This is a genomic window from Streptomyces sp. NPDC017529 (assembly GCF_044329785.1).
In the GTDB taxonomy this organism is placed as follows: domain Bacteria; phylum Actinomycetota; class Actinomycetes; order Streptomycetales; family Streptomycetaceae; genus Streptomyces.
Genome location: NZ_JBIRJY010000008.1, coordinates 320,576 through 336,961, shown reverse-complemented (window position 1 = coordinate 336,961; position 16,386 = coordinate 320,576). Strand labels below are relative to the sequence as shown.

The window sequence follows — 16,386 nt, the reverse complement described above, 5'->3', positions numbered from 1 at the left end:
GGCCCGGTGTCAGAGGCGGATCGTAGGATCGGCCGGGAGACAGCGGACAGAGCGACGGGCAAGCCAGGCAGTACGCGCACCACACGCGGCGATCCACGACGGTGGAAGGCAAAGGATTCATGGGGGACGAGGAATTCATGACCGCCTCGGACGAGGAACACGGCAGTACGGAGGGTTACGCGCCGCATCCGCACATCGGCGGCCGCACCGCCGTGCTGCGGGCGCTCGCCGCGTGGCGGATGCAGTGGCCCGGCGCGCCCCGCGTCGTCGTGCTCACCGGGAGTCCGGGCAGCGGGCGTTCGCGCCTGGTGACCGGCTTCCTCATGCTGTGCGAGCCCGAGTACCGCAAGCGGCTGCCGCTGGACGACCTCGATCCGACGACCGTGCCGCCCGACCTGCCCGCGCCCGCCGTCCCCGACCCCAAGGGGCTGACCGCCGACCAGTTCCTGTGGGCCGTCGCCGACCACTTCGGCCTGGACGCCACCCGCACCGCGGACATCGTCCCCCGGCTCGCCGCCGCGGCGGACCCGGTGACGATCGTCGTCCCCGACGTCGACCGGGCCGGCCCCGTGCGCGCCGCCGGCGAGCCCGCCCGCCTCGTACGGGACGTACTGAAACCGCTCGCGGCGGCCGACAAGGTCCAGCTGCTCGCCGACGTGCCGCGTGCGCTCGCCGCCGAGCTGGTCGAGTCGCTGCCGGCCGGCCAGGGCCAGGTCATCGACCTCGACGACGCGCGCTGGGCCGACCCCGAGGGGCTGGCCCTACAGGCGGAGACGATGCTCGACCCTCGGTTCGGGGCCCCGGCCCTGCCGTATACGGAAGATCCCGTCGCGCGCCGGGCGCTCGCCGAGACCGTCGCGGAGCGCGCCGCCGGCAGCCGGCTGACCGCGCAACTCGCCGTGCAGTGCGTCCTCATGCAGCCCGAGGGCTTCGACCCGGCTGATCCTTCGCAGCTGCCGGGCAGCGTCGGCGAGGCCCTGGACCTGCACGCCCGGCGGCTGGGCGCCGACCCGCGGACGCTGCGTCTGATGCTGGCGCCGCTGGCGCTCGCCGAGGGCGACGGGCTGCCCGTCGGCCTGTGGGTCCCGCTGGCCAACGCCGTCGCCGGGCGCGACATGAGCCAGGAGATCGCCGCCGGAATGCTGCTCGCGGGGCCGTTCGTCGAGCCCGTCGAGCTGCCGGCGGAAGGCGCGGCGGAGCCGGACGCCGACGGCGGCGCCTCCGCCGTCCGCATGCTGCTGCGGCTCGCGCACCCCGGCATCGCGGACGCCGTACGGGCCGGGCTGGCCGACCCGCGCGACGCGCAGACGCGCATCGCCATGGCCCTGCTGGAGGCCGTGCCCCAGCAGGACTGGTCCCGGGCCGACCCCTACGTCCGCGACCACCTCGCCGCGCACACCCTCGACGCCGGCCTGCTGCCCCAACTGCTCACCGACCCGGCGCTGTTCGTGCACGCCGACCCGGTGACGCTGCGCGCGGCCGTCGAGGCCGTCCCGTACGAAGCGCTGGGCGCGCCCGCCCGCACGTACCTGCGGACGGCTCCGCTGCTCACCCGGTCCGAGGCGCCCGCCGCCGTCCGCGCGGCGCTCCTGGAGACGGCCTTCGTCGAGGACGGCCTCGGCCCGTACGCGGACGCGCTGCACGCACTCGGCCTCGGTCTGCCGTGGCGCACCCTGTGGAGCGTGCCGCTGCCCGGTGTCACCGGCGTCACGGTCGGCAGCCTGCCGCAGGCCCCGGCCGAAGGGGACACGGCGGACGTCCCGGCTCCCGCCGCGGCGCTGCCGGTGGCCGTCTTCCTCGTCCCCGAAGGCACCCCAGGCGCCCGTACGATCGCCGCCGAGGACACCGGAACCGGCGCCGCCGCCGTGCTCGTCCACCAACTGCTGGGGCCGGAGTACGTCGACACCGACCCGGCGCGGGTGCTGCGCCCCTCGGAGGACGCGCGGGTGGCGGCGCCGCTCGCGCTGAGCCGGGGCGCCGACTACCTCCGGGTGTGGGACCGGCAGCGCCAGGAAGTGGTGGCCGCGCTGGTCAGCGACACTCCTTTCGTGGCGGCCGACCTCTCGCCCGAGGGCGTCCTCGTCGTGGCCACGGCACGCGGCGTCAAGGCGCTCCACATCCCACTGCCGGCACCGGTACCGGCGCCGGCCGCCGACACGGCCGCGGCCCCGGAGCCCCCCGCCGTGTCCGTCTCCGCCCCGTCCTCTCCCACCGACCCCGCACACCCTGCCGAAACCCCCGCCGGCCCGCACGGCCGCGAAGGAGACCGCTCGTGATCACCCAGGCGCAGGCCCACGCCACCGCCGACCGCTGGCTCAACCCCGAGGGGCACCAGGGCCGGCCGCGCCAGGTCGGCATGCAGGAGTTCGACCTCGGCTGGGTGGTGTGGGCCGTTCCGCCGCCGCCGGAGGTCGATCCGGTGACCGGCCAACGGCGGCCTCCGGCGGAGGTGGGCAGCGCCTGCGGCGTCGTCGACCGCGCCAGCGGCGAGCTGACGGTCTGGCCGTCCGTGCCGGTCGACGAGGTCGTACGGATGTACCAGCAGAAGCACGGCGCGGGCGGCGGGGCCCCCGCGGCCGCCTCCGCCGAACCGCCGGCCACCGGCCCCGGCAACACCGCAGTGGCGACGTACAACGACCCGGCCGGCGGCGGGGAGACCAACCTCGTCCGGGTGTCGGCCCCCGGCCTGCCGCCCGCCGAGTACCAGCTGGCCGAGGAGCTGCGGCGCATCGGCGTACGCGGCGAGGACGTCAGCGCGGTCCACACCGACCTGCGCCCAGCCCTGCTGCCCGGCGGCTACACCGGCGACTTCGTCTTCCGCGCCTTCCCCAACGCGCAGTTCTCCTGCACCGAGGGCTACGGCATGGCGCCCGAGGAGCGCGCCCAGGGCGTCGCCGGGCTGCTGCGGCACGTCGAGATGATGCACCAGCTCGCCGGTCAGCAGCCGCCGCCCCGGCCGCACCGGCTGCCCGTTCCGCCCGCCGACAGCGTGCCGCGCGCCGAGCCCCTGCGGGACGTGGCGCTCGGCAAGCGCCTCGCCGAGGTCTTCGGCCCGCAGGGTGTGGTCAGGCCGGACGCCGACGACATCGCGCGCACCCAGCTGCCCGAGGCCGCCAAGAAGACACTGACCTGGGCCGGGCTTCCCGTACAGGTGCCGTACTTCTTCACCGCGGACGAGGCGGGCCGGCCGCCGGCCGGTGGCCTGTTCACCGACGCGGCGACCCACCTGCGGGCGATCGGCACGCAGGCGTCCGAGGGCACGCTGGCCACCTTGGCGGGCCACGTCCGTATCGGTACGGACGGCGGCTACACGATCACCGTCCAGTGCACGGCGCCGGAGGACGGCCAGTCGCTGATCGGCGCGGTCTGGGCGGTCCAGACGTCCACGGGCGGCGGCCGGTTCGTCAACGCCTCCCTCGCGGGATTCCTGCGGTCGCTGGCCCTGCTGACGACCACCCGGCAGCAGATGCGGGGCATGGACCCGCGCGCGGCGGGGGCTGCGGTCGCCGCCTTCCAGGAGCAGTTGGTCGCGATCGACGCGTGGTCCCTGGACGACGAGGGCAACTGGTGGTCCCTGATCGTCGAGCAGATGTGGCACGGACTGTTCTGACCGGCCGGGCCGTTCGGGGACGGGGCACGCCCCACGCCCCGGGCGGCCCGCTCAGGGCAACAGCAGCCAGTCGGCCGCCAGGGCCGCCGCGAGGCCGAAGCCCAGCAGCCAGGAGCCCAGCCGCGTACGACCGTGCCGGCTCAGCTCGATGACGACCCCGCACAGGATCAGCGCGGCGCCGTACACGCCCACCACCAGGACCGACGTCCGGCTGGCGAGGCGGACCACGAGCACCGCCGCCATCGCGGCCATCAGCACGGAGGCCAGCACGATGCGCACCCGCCGCGCCTGACGGGGCGTCAGGCCCACGCGGGTTCCGGGCAGGGGCTGTTCATCGGCGGGTGCGTCCATGAGCGGGAATGGTACGGGACTGCTGTTCGGCTCCGTACGACCGCGGGTCCCGCTACCCGTACGACCGCGTTCCCCACTGTCCGTACGACCGGGTTCCCCGTTATGCGTACGACCGCGTTCCCCGCTACGTGAAGAACAGCACCGCCCCGGAGAGCACCGCGCCGATCAGCCCCGCGGCCATCAGCCCCATCAGGACCGTCCGCAGCACACCCGGGCCGACCGACCGCCACGCGTCGTCGAAGGAGGGCGCGCCCCGGAAGCGGTAGCCGGTCACCGCGCAGAGCACACCCATGACGAGGACGACCAGCCCGCCGCAGAGGCACAGCACTCCGTTGGCCAGCCGGTTCCAGCTGTGCTGCACATAGCTGGAGCGGCCGACCTGGCGGACCTCGATCAGGTCGCCCTCCTTGAACTTGTGCCAGGAGTCGACGCTGGCGTTCAGGTCCTTGGTCTTGCCGTCGTCCGAACGGAACGTGCCGTAGCACTGGATGTCGCGCGTGCGGTTCCCGGAGTGCTGCTTGTTCGCGTAGTGGTAGTCCGTCGCACACGCCTCGACCGTGATCTTGCCGGGGCTGCCGTCCACCCACACCGAATACGGGCCCACATAGACACCGATCGCGATCAGCATGAGCCCCGCCAGGAGGACACCCGCACCGATCAGCCGTCCCAGCACGCGGTTCACCCCGTCCGACACACCCGGCGCATTGTTCACACTAGACGCAGGGGCAGCGCCTGACCTGGTGTGCTCCGACTGTGCTGCCATGGTCAGCGATCCTTTCCAGGGGCGTGCGTAGGTGCAGGACATGCGATGCGCGCGCGGCATGCGCAACATGCCGCCCGCGCGGGGTGTACGGGCTTCCGCGCCGTGCCGAGCCTACGGCCCGAGGGCACCCGCCCGGTCGGCCAGGCGGTCCGCGGTGTCACCCGTAATGCTGCAAAAAGAAGAAGACGGCTGCACCAAGGATGCCCACCCCGGCAACGGACAGCAGCAGCGGGCGCAGCACCGTCCCGCCCGGCAGCCCGTCCCAGCTGTCACCGAACGACCGCCCCCAGCGGGCACCGAAGCCGGTCAGCAGGCAGAACGTGCCCGCCGCGAGCATCGGCAGCGCGAGGAACACCCCCGCGGCGGCGCCCCACGCCTGTGGCCACCCGGCGACCGTGAACGTCACTCCGTCACCGGTTTGCACGGGGACGCGGGAACCCGGCCGGTACATGGTGCCGGGGTGAAACGTTCCGAACCCGCCTCCGGAGCCGTCTTCGGACCCGTCCCCGAAACCGTCTTCGGACCCGTCTCCAGTCGCATCGGCGCCGCCGGCACCGCCACCGACGCCCCCATCGGCACGAAAGGTGCCCGTACAGGTGACGGTCCTGCCGACGTGACGGCCGCTACCGCCTGCCTGGTAACGCTCGTGACATTGCCCGACGGTGTACGTCCCGTGGGTACCCGCGTAACCCGCCGCCAGGGCCGTTTGCCTGGCCGAAAGGACGCAGACCGTCGCCCCGAGCACCAGGAGGACGAGGCCGACGGCGCGCCCGAGCACGTAGTGCGCGGCGTTGCGGCGGCTGGTCACCGCCGCCAGCCCCCGGCGCAACGACCCGAGTGCCGTGAGCGGCGTACGGGACGCCTTGGGGTGCGGCATCAGACGATCCCGTCGACGAGCAGGGCGGCACCGGCAGCGAGCACGACCAGGCCGCCGACCCCGGCCAGTACGACGCGGGCCGCCGCGCCGCCGGGCATCCGGCGCCAGGCGTCCCGGAACTTCGGGCCACGGCGGCTGCCGAACCCGGTGAGCAGACAGAACAGGCCCGCGACCAGCGCACACACCGACACGCACACGATCGCCAGGCTTCGCCAGACCCACTGTTCGTCGATCATGACGAACCGGTAGTCCGTCTTCTGGACCGCCAGCTGCTTCCCGGCCTCGAACTTGGCCGTGGTCTCGACCGTCGCGTCCTCGACGGTGACGCCGCCCGCGTCGGCACGGAAGGCGCCGGTGCAGACGTCGACGGGCCGGGTGTACCGGTGGCGGGACGAGCCGACGCGGTCGAACTCCGTACGGCATTCCCTGACGGTGAGCGTGCCCGCCTCGCCCTTGTGGCCGTTCTCGTAGCCCATGTCCTTGGCGGTCACCCCGCCGAAGAACAGCCCGGCGAGGACGAGACCGGCACCGACGACCCTGCCCACCGAGGACGACGGCCGCCCCGAGGACGGCGACCGGCCGGGCGGGCGCGGGCGTATGAAGGGCTGCGTTGGCATGGAGGGACCGTGTTGCTGTGGGGGACGGATTGCTGTGGGGGACGGATTTCCGGGCTGCCCGTCGGCCGTACGACCGAGTCCGCTTGCCGTATGGGACGCGCAGCCGGCTGACGGGGCGGCTACCGAAACTTAACCACCTCTTTCCCTGCCCGCACCACTCCCCTCCCGCCCGCCATTCCGGGTGCCACCAACGACCCAGCACGGTCAATCCCCCCGAATTCGATCCGCATTCGATCGCATTCCGCACCCTCTGGGCACCACACCGCCCCCGCACCGACGCCCCATTGCCACCGCTATCGACGCCGCTGTCCCCTTGCAAAACCCCATCGCCATCTCGGCGGTGGTGCCCGATGGGCCGCCTTGACATGGCTGCGTTAAGACCACATAAAGTAGTCACGCTGAACGTGTCGAGAGTGCATCGCGCCCAAGCGCGGATGACGGGGGTCGTGATGGCGGACAACGCATTCGACGTAGATCCTGACGTGCTGCGCACACAGGGTCATGCGTTCGTGAACATCGGCACGGAGTTCGGCAAGGCCGCCAAGAAACTCAAGGACGACCTTGAGGGCCTCGGAAAGCCGTGGGAGGACGCCGACTTCGGCGCGGCCTTCGACACGATCTACACACCGATCCGTGACGGCATGTTCGAATCCATGGATTCCCTGGGCGAACGCCTCGAAGACATCGGCGACAAACTCCAGGGCATGGCGCGCACGTACGCGGCATCCGACGAAGAGGGCGTCCACGTCGTCAGCTCGGTTCCCCGCCCCGCCGTCTGACATCCCGCGCCGCGTCCGTACGACGCTCCGGCGCGCGGCGCACGCGCACCACAGCCGCCCACCACGGCCATCCAGCCCCAGGCGCCGACTTCACCTCCCCCGCCTCCGCCCCACCCCCCGCTCCACTCCACCCCATCTCCCTGACCAGCACCGACATCCGACATCCCAACCAAGATCACTCCAGCCGCATCCGGCTGCAACCGCACGGGGGACGATCACTGTGTCACTGACGCTGCCGAGCGAGGTCGCCTGGGTCCTCGGGCTTCTCGGGTACGACTGGCCGGAGGCCGACGAGGACGCCCTCTTCAAGTGCGCCGAAACCTGGCGGAACTTCGCCACCCAGGTCGAACAGGCAGCTTCGCAGGGCACCTCGGCGGCACAAGAAGTGGTCGCGGCCAATACGGGTGAAGCCGTCGAGGGATTCACCAAGGAATGGGGCGCTTTCTCCGGCAGCTCCGATTCCGACCACTACCTGCGCGACGCCCAACTCGCCGCCGAGGTCATCGCGTTGGCTTTCGACGCGGCAGCCATCGCCGTCCTCACCGGTAAGATCGCGATCATCGCCCAGCTCGTCGTCCTCGCCGTCGAACTCATCGCCGCACAGGCCGCCGCCCCCTTCACCTTCGGCCTCTCCGAAGCCGGCGCGGCGGGCGCCACGCAAATCACCCGGGTCGCCGTCCGCGAGATCCTGAACAAGATCAGGCAAGAGGTCGTCCAGGCCGCCACCAAGGCCATGGAACACGCGACGATGGACGCCGTCAAAAAGATGGCAAAGAAAGCAGTGTCCAAGGAAGCCCGCCAACTGGCGATGGACTACGCCAAGAAGACGGTCAAAGACACGGTCAAGGAGACCGTCAAGGACAAGGTCGTCGAAGAGGGCAAAGCCAAGGCCACCGAAGCCGCCACAGAAATGGGGCAGAACCTCGCCCAACAGGGCATCGAGAACCACTTCGGCGCGCGCGACGGTATCGACTGGGGCGAAACCGCCGACATCGGCAAGGAAAAGGCCGGCGAATACGTCGACGGCCTCAAGGAAGGCGCCCAGAGCCTCGCCGACCCGCAGACGTACGTCGACCACGCCAAGGAAGACCTGACCAACCGCGGCCTCGAAGCGGGCCAACGACAGGTCGACAACCGCACCGGTGGCGCCGCCACTCGCCACCAAGGCGTCACCGACAGCGCCACGGACTCGGTGCGGTCCGTCTTCGGATGAGCGTGACCTGACCGCGGGCCCGGCGCTCACCCACGTACGCCCGGCCTGCCCGCCGCCCACTCAACTTGCCTCAGCCGAAAACAGCACGAACGTCATCACCGCTGCTACCAGAGCTGACACCCCCCTCCGGCGCAGTTCCCACACCCCCAGCTTCTTCCCTCCCTCCTTCCCCTCCCGCTCGCCCTCCCCTGGCACGCTGAACACCCGCCCTCACCTTCGCCTCCACCACGTTGCTCCCCGACTCCCTCACACCGTCAACGAGACGGTCGCGATGCGTCGCGGGGTCGGCAAGACCGGCCAGTCCGCCCTCTCTTCCACCATGGCCGTCCTGCTTGCCGGCGACGTACTCGCCCGGCTTGAACTCCCCGTTCTCAACCGCACCGAACTGCTTCCCGAACTCCTCCTTGGCGCCGCGCGCCGCCTCCCTCACGTCGACACCCTCACGGGCACCGAACCGGGCTTCGATCCCCTGCTGCACGATGTTCTGCCCGGCCCCGGTCACGATCTCCGTGGCTTTTTCCTTGGCCGGGTCGATGACGACCTCCCTGACCGTCTTCCTCGCGTAATCCACAGCGAAATTCTTGACCTGTTCCCTCACCAGGTCCGAGGCGATCTTCTTGACGCCCTTCTCGGCAGCTTCCGCCATAGCCTTGGTGATTGCATCGACGACCTTCTGCTTCAGCTCGTCCAAGAGCCGCCGCACAATGAGCCGGGTAGCCTGCGTCACCCCCAACGCGCCGACCTCGGAAAGCCCGAACGTGAACGGAGCGGCGGCCTGCGCCGCGATGAGTTCGACGGCCAGGACCACGAGCTGCACGATGACTTCGACTTTGGCCATGAGAACCGCGGCCGCCGCAACCTCGAAAGCGATACCCACCACATTGGCCGCGATCTGCGCATCGGCCAGGTACGACCCGGGCCCACCCGAGAAATCCCCCCACGCCTCGGCAAAGCGCCCGACCGCGTCTCCGCTGTTCACGAAAACAACCTCTCCCGCGGCCGCCCCGCCCCGCCCGTCCGTCAAACCAACCTGGACAGCGAACTCCAACCAGGCCTGTCCGCACTCCGCGAGCTTGCCCTCATCCGCCTCGGGCCAGCTGTACCCGAGCAGGTCAAGCACCCACACCACCTCACCGGGAAGCGTCAGCGCCACAGGTCACCCCCAGGGAGAGGGATGCGCACGCGACACCTGCCCGACGAGCTGCACGCTGTCCCGCTCCGTCGCCTCATACCTTCTCGCCATTTCCTGCAAGTTCTCCCCCATCCCCTCCAACCGCTTCCCGAGCGCATCCATGGACTTGAACATGCCGTCCCGGACCGGCTCGTAAATCATCGCGAACGTCTCCGCGAACCCGGCTCCCCGCCATGGCTCGCCCAATCTCTCCAATCTGTCCTGCAGTCGTTTCGAAGCAGCCCCGAACTGCACACCGATATCGACGAACTCTTCCCCCCGGCGCCTGACGACATCCGAATCAACGTCGAACGACTTCCCCGCCACTTCGCCTCATCTCCCGAGCGCCCAAGTCAAGTCCCAACAGGAGGTACGAACTAGAGCTCGCCCCCGACATGCCGCGCCGCGAGCCTTCCACGCTGCCACCGCGCGCAGCAAAGATCCGAGCCCGCGAAAAACTTCCGGCGAACGCCCTGGGCACCCGATCAGACGGATCCTTTCCCCCACCCCACCCAGAGCCCTGAAGAAACCTTTACCGCACGGAAACCAGGCGACCCAGACGCAGCCCCTCCAGCTCCCACCCGGCCCCGGCGAGGCTGCCGTTCCACACCTAATACGTTCATAGCGCGTCACGTACAGCCAAACCATTGAACATAAACACACCACCCAACCACCCCAAACTGTCACCACTCATCCGAGCGAATACCGCGCACGCCGCTGACGACTGCACCACCTTCGCTACCTACCCCACACAAAAAGGGGCCCGCACCAAGCTGCGGGCCCCTTCTGCACCTACACGCAACCGGCCCCGGCACCGCCGCCCTGCCCGCCGTAACCACCGGGGCCTCCAAGCGGCGGCGGTCCGGCATTGCTCTTCTTGCGCCGAACCAAGACGACAACGACCGCAATCACCACCACAACCGCGACCATCAGCCCGAGCCCCATAAAAACAATGGGAGACACCCCGATACCGCTACTCCCGCTAACCTTCTCCTCACCGGCCCAGGAACCCCAGCCGGATACACAAAGGCAAGTACCTATCGCGAAAAATCACATAACCGCTCGTCCGAACATGACGAAGCCCGCAGTCAAAACAACTGCGGGCCTCATGTCACTGGACGTCACACCGAGCGCAAGCGCCGGCGGCAACTACTGCGCTGGAGGCTGCTGCGGCGGGTACGGATACACGCCCGGAGCACCCGGTTGCTGCTGATAAGCATGGGGCGGATACGGCGCCCCACCGGGCCCACCCGGGCCTCCCCAACCACCAGGCCCACCGGGCCCACCGGGCGGCGGCCCGTTACGGCGGTTCTTCTTCTGGCTGACAACCACTGCAATGACGATGATGGCAATAACAGCCAACACCCCCACACCGACACCGACCAGAACACCGGTGCTCACCCCAGCGTCCTTCTTGCCCCCGGCTTGCTGATTACCGCCACCGGCAGCGTTCGCCCCTGCGGACGGCTGCGCCTCCGGGGCCTTCAAGGGGCCGTTCTTGGGGCCGGCGGGAATGTCGCGCGTCAGAGCGCCCAAGGGGCGGATGAAGCCGTAACCGTAGTGGGGGTCGGGAAGTTGCGTGCCCTCTAGTCCGGGGGGCATACCAGCAGTCTTCACCAACCGATTGGCGATTTGCCCGGCAGTAAGGTTGGGGAACTTCGAACGCAGAAGGGCTGCAGCGCCAGAAACATATGCCGTGGAGTCCGAGGTGCCGGTTGCCTGGCGATAGGGCTTCGTAGCTGCAGCAGACCTGATATGCACCCCAGGAGCCGTCAGCATTGTCGCAGGGCCGTAATTCGAGTCTTCCCACACTTTTCCATTGGCGCCCACAGCGCCTACTGCAACAACCCCCGGAGAGGCGGCCAACGCCGCCATCTGCTTACCTTCATTGCCCGTAGCCGCCACGATGAGGACGTTCTTCTTGTAGGCGTAAGCAATTGCCTGCTTGTCTACTTCAGACAGGCTGTCAGCACTGATCGACAAATTGACGATTGACGCTCCAGAATCGACAGCGTAACGAATCGCGGTGCCTAGGTCGGCATTATCGACAGCAGGTCCCATCTCAGGGTAAGCGACGGGAAGAATCTTAGCTTCGGGCGCCAACCCCTTGACTCCATCTGCATTCCCTGAGCCGTGCCCATGTGCCGCGATGATCGAAGCCATCGATGTGCCATGGTCATCGATTGACTCGCGATCCGCACGCCCGCCATCAATGAAGCTCTTCCCTTGCAGAACGTTTCCCTGCAAGTCGGGGTGCTCCCCGTTGACGGCGGAGTCAATTACGGCGACGGTGACACCCTTGCCCGTGGATTGCTGCCATACTTTCTCGGCTTCGAATGAGGACAGCGGCCACTGGGCAGCTCGCACCTCATCCGCCGAAGCCACCGGCGCGGTGCCGAAGAGCAAGGCTCCCGTCACTGCCACGCCGCCCACCGCCCGGAGCGCTCGAGCGAAGCTCATGCCCTAACAACACCTCTCACTGACGTGATGGGGCCCGCAGCCCGAAGACTGCGGGCCCCATCATGTTCTGCCGGCTACCTGGTCCCGGCTGGGAAGACCCTACTCAATGACCCTGGGAGCCACGTTACGTTGCGTCGTCCAGGTCTCCTCGTCCTCCACGAGGTAGTCAGGACGCTGCCCGTTGTTCTGGTCCTTGTCCTTGCCCTTGCTGCCATGTGCGCCGGGCGCTCCAGCCATCGGGCGCCGTCCTTCCTTGGCGCCCTGCTGCGTACCGCCCCGGCTACGGTGCAGACCCGAGCCTCCCTGAGCTCCGGCTCCGGCCTTTCCACCGGGACCGCCCACGGTCCCGCCCTTCTGACGGGCGAGACCACCGCGACCGGCTGCTCCCTTGGCCCCGGCGCCGCGACCCGCGGCACCGGCCGCACCGCCCATGCCCGGCATGCCACCGGCTCGACCACCGGCTCCACGCCCGGCTCCACCGGCGCCGACGCCACCCTTGGCTGCGCTTCCGCCCTTGGCCGTGCCTCCACCGGCGCCACCGATGCCACCGACCATTCCGGGGGCGCCGCCGGAGGAACCAAGTCCCCCAGCACCGAGGCCTCCGCCACCGCCACCACTGAGGCCGCCGGTTCCGACTCCGCCGCCCAGGCCGCCGCCTGGCGTGCCCAAACCGCCCTTGCCGCCGCCGAGGCCGTCAAGTCCCGTGTTGACGTTCGGCACCGGCTTCGGTGTCGGCGAGGTTCCGATACCGCCGCCGATACCCTTCGGGCGCGGCGGTTCCAACGGAGTAGGCGTTTGGTAGCCGCCCCCCTTGAGTCCCGGAACCTTAGCTCCGCCAGCTCCAGGCTTCGGTGCGGAAGGCGTCGGACCGAAGCCTCCGATACCCGGAAGTGGCCCTCCTCCGGCCCCCGGATCGTGCGGGGTGATGTTGTCCTCGCGGTCCTGGTGGGGCTTCAGGCTTTTCAGCGACGCGCTACCCACCCGGTAAACCGTCGCCAACTGCTCCATGTAATGAGCAGCTTCCAGCTCCCGCTCCCTGTCGAGCGACAGGTTGGTGCGGTTCGCGTTCATGGCGTCGTAAATGCTTGTCTTCGGGTTACCGAGAGCCTTGTTCAGGCCGGAGTCGTCACGGCCGTCGCCCGCTCCCAACAACTTTGCGGCGCCACCGACCACGAGGCTGCCACCCGGGACCACCGCCCCGATGGCGCCCGCCTTTCCGGTGTCGGAGCGCGCCAAGTCACTGAGCCGGTCGGCCTTCCGCTCCAGCCAGGAAGGCTCCTCGACCGCTTCTACCAGCTTCTTGACCGTGCTGAGGCGCTCGCTGATCTGCTCCATGATGTGCCCCGTGTTGTGGGGGTACGGAGCGCACGCTGCGAAGTTGTTGCTGATCTTCTGCGCTGCCTTGGCGAATGCTTCCGCGCTCGCGCCGTGCCAGGACTGGAGGACCTTGGTGACGGCGTCGTCGAACTGCTTCTTGATGCCGCTGTTCCAGTCCTCGCCGACCAGCGAGACCCGGACCTTCTTCCAGCCGTCGGCGACCTCGCCGACTGTCTCCGGGCTGGCGTTCTGCACCATCTTCTTCAGCTGGTTGAGCCGCTGCTCGGTGAACTGAGGTCGGCTTTGCCCGATTTCGTGCGGCGCCTCCCTGTTGTCACCGGACGACGCCTGCTTGCCGTCCGTCTCGTAGCCCTTCGGCACCTTGATCTCTGCCGGCTTGAAACCAGAATCGTCCGAGGCCATTAGCCGTCCCCCATTCCCTTTGCAAACGTTCTTTGAGTGTCACTGTCACGAGAACCGTCAGCCGACCATTTTGACCTTGTTCTCAGCCTCGGCGTCCTGGTAAGCACCCCGCGTCTTGTGTGACTTCTCGCCGAACTGGTTGACCAGGTTCTCGATCAGGTCGACCAGACCCTCGATGGACGCCTTCATGGTGCCGTGAGCCGCGTAGAGCTGCGGTGCCTCTTTGAAGCCCTCGCCCAGCGCGCCCTCAGGCAGGTAGGTGCTGTTCTTCGAGTGGCTCTTGGCAGAGCCCATCTCCTTGATCACGTGGTTCAGTTCCTTCACCACCTGATCCAGTGCGTCCAGGTCGACGCCGTACTCTTGATTCCTGCCCATGATCAGGCCTCCCCGTGTGTTCTGATTCCGGTCTTGCGGCGCCAGTCGCGGAGGGCGATGGAAGCGCCTACGACCGCGGCGACGGCTAGGGCGCCGCCGCCGATGATGTAGATGGCGATGCGGGTCTGCCGTTCCTCGGGGCTTTCGCCGATGCTGAGGACGGCCGGTTGGATGTTGGCGCCGGTGCTGGCCGGATTGGAGTTGATGTCCGGCCTGGGTTCGGCGGTGGGCTTGCTGTCGTCGTTCAGGGCCGCTACCGGGTCCACGACGCCCCAGCCGATGTTGTGGTCGCGGTCTTTACGGACGCGTTCCGCCGTCTTCTCCAGTTGCCAGATGACTTCCTTCGGCGCCCATTTGTCGTGCTGGGCCTTGTGCTTGCCGATGAGGAGTGCGGCGGCGCCGGCGGCGTAGGGGGCGGCGAAGCTGGTGCCCTGGTCGACGCAGTTGCCGCCCTTGGGGACGGTGGAGACCATGTCCACGCCGGGCGCTGCGACGTCGACGAAGGAGCCGGCCTGGGAGAAGGGGGCGCGTTCGTTGTTGCGGTCGGAGGCCGCGACGGCCATGACGTTGCTGTTCGGGAACGCGGCGGGGTACATCTCCTTCTCCGCGCCGGTGGCACCGCCGTTGCCCGCCGAGGCGACGATCAGGACGCCTGCCTGCTCGGCCCTGTCGACCGCTGCCCTCAGGGTGGGCAGGAACCTCGGGTCCTCGCCGGTGCCCTGGGAGATGTTGATGATGTCGACGTTCGCCTTGACGGCGGCGTCGATGGCCTTGGCGAGGTTCTCCGCGGTGCCGGCCTTCTCCTTGTCCGTCTGCTGGAGCGGGAGGATCTTGGCGTTGGGAGCGATGCCGTAGAAACCGGAGTCGGAGGCCGGCTGGGCGGCGATGATGCCGGCGACCTTGGTTCCGTGGCCGACCTGGTCGTCGGTGGCCTTGCCGCCCGTGAAGCTCTGCCCGGCGGAGGCCAGTGACGGCTTCACCTGCTTGTTGCCGGCGTCGACGCCCGTGTCGATGACGGCGACCTGTACCCCTTCACCCTTTCCGTACGCCCACATCTGCTTGGTGAGCAGACGCTGGAGCGACCACGGGGTTTCTTTGATGTTGTCGGCGCCGAAGTTGCACTGTCCGCTGTTCAGCGGCACGTTCGTGTCCGCGAGAGCCGGGGTGGCGGTGGTCGCGGTCAGGCCGACGGCGCAGACCGCACCGGCCAGCGCTACCGCCGCTCGACGGCGGTGACCGGCTCGGTGGCCATTGGCGCGAGGTCCCACGGGTTGTCTGCTCTCCATGTGTGGCGGATTTGGTGGAGGTGCGGAGGAGGGGCGGCAGGGGGTGTGGAGGAGTGGGGGGAGGTGTGGAGGGAAGGGGGAGGGTGGCTGGACCGCGTAAGGGCGGGCGCACTGGTGCAGCGCGCCCGCCCTCATTCACTACTGTGCGAGCCTTCGTGGCTGCTCAGCCGTTGTGCCGTAGCTGTCTGTGGACAGTGACGGGTCAGCTCCAGATCTGCGCGTTCTTGGACTCGGTGCTCTGGTAGTTCTGAGCGGCCTGGTCCAGGGCCTTGGCGATGGCTTCCAAGGTCGAGTGCAGGGAAGCGGCGCGCTGGTCCCACTCGCGCTGGCGGGCCTGGTAGCCCTCCTGCGCGGCACCTTCCCAGCTGGCGGCGATCTTCTTGACGCCCGACTCAAGGTCGTCGAGCTGGGTACGGATGTTGTTGGCCGTTCCGCGCACGTCGGCAGAGGCCTGGGAGATCGTCGCGAAATTGACGAGGATCTGGCCGGACATATGGTCTCCTCAGGGAGTTGATCTGGTCGATTCACACGCCGCGGCAGGACGGCCGGCCCAGGGCCGCCGAGGCGGTGGGCCGGTGCGCGCTGCGGCGAAGTGGGCGCGCCGCGGGCGGCGGCGCGGTCCCGTCATCCGAAGGGCGAGGCCTGCGCGGAGACGTGGGACATCGACTGAGCCTGCTCCTCTTCCGAGGCCACGTAGTTCTTCGTGGTCGAGTCGATCGCTTCCTTGATCTCGTTCAGCAGCTGGTTCAGGCGCTTCGCGTCGTCGTTGACCTGAGACTGCAGCTGGTGGTACGAGGAGGCCGCAGCGCCCTTCCACCCCGACGTGATGCCCTCGACGACCCCGTTCAGGCGCGTGATCTCACCCTGGATCGACTGGTTGACGGAGGCGATACGGCCGCTGAATGCGACCATCTCCTCCTCAGTGGTTGTGAACTGCTGACCAGCCATAAGTCAACGTCCCCCATGAGACTCGTACGTCGTGCCGGAGGGACTCGTGTGAAGAGGGCCCCCGGTTGGCATCTCCTGCTGACGCCTTCCGCCACTTTAACCACTCCATACCCCTGCTCCCAACAGCGGGTGGGAGGTTGTGACGGGATCACAACAATGCCAACTGGCCGTTCCGTAATGCCGTTTCGATGGAAAC

General features: G+C 68.9%; 16 protein-coding genes. 4 read left to right on the top strand and 12 right to left on the bottom strand.

All coding sequences use genetic code 11. The features are described 5' to 3' along the window. The first annotated feature begins 119 nt into the window (after positions 1–119). Both ACH4K4_RS22870 and ACH4K4_RS22865 read left to right on the top strand, forming a co-directional pair. Positions 120–2,276 (top strand): ATP-binding protein, encoded by a 2,157-nt coding sequence (locus ACH4K4_RS22870; protein WP_398169588.1) that lies wholly within the window; start codon positions 120–122, stop codon positions 2,274–2,276. Then, a complete protein-coding gene (locus ACH4K4_RS22865) occupies positions 2,273–3,610 on the top strand; it encodes an SUKH-4 family immunity protein (RefSeq protein WP_398169587.1) in 1,338 nt (445 codons plus the stop codon). The genes ACH4K4_RS22870 and ACH4K4_RS22865 overlap by 4 nt, the downstream gene beginning before the upstream one ends. Positions 3,611–3,661: 51 nt before the next feature. Here the strand turns inward: ACH4K4_RS22865 and ACH4K4_RS22860 are convergent, their stop codons facing one another. The 4 genes from ACH4K4_RS22860 to ACH4K4_RS22845 all read right to left on the bottom strand — a co-directional run bounded on the left by ACH4K4_RS22860 (position 3,662) and on the right by ACH4K4_RS22845 (position 6,218). Next, entirely contained in the window at positions 3,662–3,961 is a 300-nt protein-coding gene (locus ACH4K4_RS22860) for a hypothetical protein (RefSeq protein ID WP_398169585.1), read from the bottom strand. Between the two features lie 124 nt (positions 3,962–4,085). Then, positions 4,086–4,655 (bottom strand): hypothetical protein, encoded by a 570-nt coding sequence (locus tag ACH4K4_RS22855; RefSeq protein ID WP_398169583.1) that lies wholly within the window; start codon positions 4,653–4,655, stop codon positions 4,086–4,088. A 226-nt stretch (positions 4,656–4,881) separates the two neighbouring features. Then, on the bottom strand, positions 4,882–5,601 hold the full coding sequence (locus tag ACH4K4_RS22850; RefSeq protein WP_398169582.1) for a hypothetical protein: 720 nt from the start codon (positions 5,599–5,601) through the stop codon (positions 4,882–4,884). Beyond that, entirely contained in the window at positions 5,601–6,218 is a 618-nt protein-coding gene (locus ACH4K4_RS22845) for a hypothetical protein (protein WP_398169580.1), read from the bottom strand. Before ACH4K4_RS22845 ends, ACH4K4_RS22850 begins: the two co-directional genes overlap by 1 nt. Positions 6,219–6,667: 449 nt before the next feature. On the opposite strand from ACH4K4_RS22845, the gene ACH4K4_RS22840 reads away from it, so the two are divergent. Then, complete coding sequence (locus tag ACH4K4_RS22840) at positions 6,668–6,997, top strand: WXG100 family type VII secretion target (protein ID WP_398169579.1); 330 nt, start codon at positions 6,668–6,670, stop codon at positions 6,995–6,997. A 220-nt stretch (positions 6,998–7,217) separates the two neighbouring features. Then, positions 7,218–8,210 carry a PE-PGRS family protein gene (locus ACH4K4_RS22835; protein ID WP_398169578.1) on the top strand — a complete coding sequence of 331 codons (993 nt, stop codon included), beginning with the start codon at positions 7,218–7,220 and terminating at the stop codon, positions 8,208–8,210. A 70-nt stretch (positions 8,211–8,280) separates the two neighbouring features. Here the strand turns inward: ACH4K4_RS22835 and ACH4K4_RS22830 are convergent, their stop codons facing one another. The 8 genes from ACH4K4_RS22830 to ACH4K4_RS22795 all read right to left on the bottom strand — a co-directional run bounded on the left by ACH4K4_RS22830 (position 8,281) and on the right by ACH4K4_RS22795 (position 16,190). Next, entirely contained in the window at positions 8,281–9,330 is a 1,050-nt protein-coding gene (locus ACH4K4_RS22830) for a PE-PGRS family protein (RefSeq protein ID WP_398169576.1), read from the bottom strand. A gap of 36 nt (positions 9,331–9,366) precedes the next feature. Next, entirely contained in the window at positions 9,367–9,708 is a 342-nt protein-coding gene (locus ACH4K4_RS22825) for a WXG100 family type VII secretion target (RefSeq protein WP_398169575.1), read from the bottom strand. Positions 9,709–10,530: 822 nt separating this feature from the next. Next, positions 10,531–11,841: a S8 family serine peptidase gene (locus tag ACH4K4_RS22820; RefSeq protein ID WP_398169574.1), complete on the bottom strand. Its 1,311-nt coding sequence runs from the start codon at positions 11,839–11,841 to the stop codon at positions 10,531–10,533. 99 nt (positions 11,842–11,940) lie between these two features. Continuing rightward, positions 11,941–13,581 carry a hypothetical protein gene (locus ACH4K4_RS22815; protein ID WP_398169573.1) on the bottom strand — a complete coding sequence of 547 codons (1,641 nt, stop codon included), beginning with the start codon at positions 13,579–13,581 and terminating at the stop codon, positions 11,941–11,943. A 57-nt stretch (positions 13,582–13,638) separates the two neighbouring features. Further along, positions 13,639–13,956, bottom strand: coding sequence for a hypothetical protein (locus ACH4K4_RS22810; RefSeq protein WP_398169572.1), 318 nt, complete (start codon positions 13,954–13,956; stop codon positions 13,639–13,641). Positions 13,957–13,958: 2 nt separating this feature from the next. Then, complete coding sequence (gene mycP, locus ACH4K4_RS22805; protein WP_398169571.1) at positions 13,959–15,224, bottom strand: type VII secretion-associated serine protease mycosin; 1,266 nt, start codon at positions 15,222–15,224, stop codon at positions 13,959–13,961. A 220-nt stretch (positions 15,225–15,444) separates the two neighbouring features. Beyond that, a complete protein-coding gene (locus ACH4K4_RS22800) occupies positions 15,445–15,735 on the bottom strand; it encodes a WXG100 family type VII secretion target (protein WP_398169569.1) in 291 nt (96 codons plus the stop codon). A gap of 131 nt (positions 15,736–15,866) precedes the next feature. Continuing rightward, complete coding sequence (locus tag ACH4K4_RS22795) at positions 15,867–16,190, bottom strand: WXG100 family type VII secretion target (RefSeq protein WP_030681314.1); 324 nt, start codon at positions 16,188–16,190, stop codon at positions 15,867–15,869. Between the last annotated feature and the right edge of the window lie 196 nt (positions 16,191–16,386).

What these genes read in the sequence shown, in the direction of transcription:
- ACH4K4_RS22795 (WP_030681314.1), bottom strand. Translation starts at nt 16,190, where the DNA reads ATGGCTGGTCAGCAGTTCACAACCACTGAGGAGGAGATGGTCGCATTC.
- ACH4K4_RS22870 (WP_398169588.1), top strand. Translation starts at nt 120, where the DNA reads ATGGGGGACGAGGAATTCATGACCGCCTCGGACGAGGAACACGGCAGT.
- ACH4K4_RS22845 (WP_398169580.1), bottom strand. Translation starts at nt 6,218, where the DNA reads ATGCCAACGCAGCCCTTCATACGCCCGCGCCCGCCCGGCCGGTCGCCG.
- ACH4K4_RS22810 (WP_398169572.1), bottom strand. Translation starts at nt 13,956, where the DNA reads ATGGGCAGGAATCAAGAGTACGGCGTCGACCTGGACGCACTGGATCAG.
- ACH4K4_RS22850 (WP_398169582.1), bottom strand. Translation starts at nt 5,601, where the DNA reads ATGCCGCACCCCAAGGCGTCCCGTACGCCGCTCACGGCACTCGGGTCG.
- ACH4K4_RS22815 (WP_398169573.1), bottom strand. Translation starts at nt 13,581, where the DNA reads ATGGCCTCGGACGATTCTGGTTTCAAGCCGGCAGAGATCAAGGTGCCG.
- ACH4K4_RS22860 (WP_398169585.1), bottom strand. Translation starts at nt 3,961, where the DNA reads ATGGACGCACCCGCCGATGAACAGCCCCTGCCCGGAACCCGCGTGGGC.
- ACH4K4_RS22820 (WP_398169574.1), bottom strand. Translation starts at nt 11,841, where the DNA reads ATGAGCTTCGCTCGAGCGCTCCGGGCGGTGGGCGGCGTGGCAGTGACG.
- ACH4K4_RS22800 (WP_398169569.1), bottom strand. Translation starts at nt 15,735, where the DNA reads ATGTCCGGCCAGATCCTCGTCAATTTCGCGACGATCTCCCAGGCCTCT.
- ACH4K4_RS22840 (WP_398169579.1), top strand. Translation starts at nt 6,668, where the DNA reads ATGGCGGACAACGCATTCGACGTAGATCCTGACGTGCTGCGCACACAG.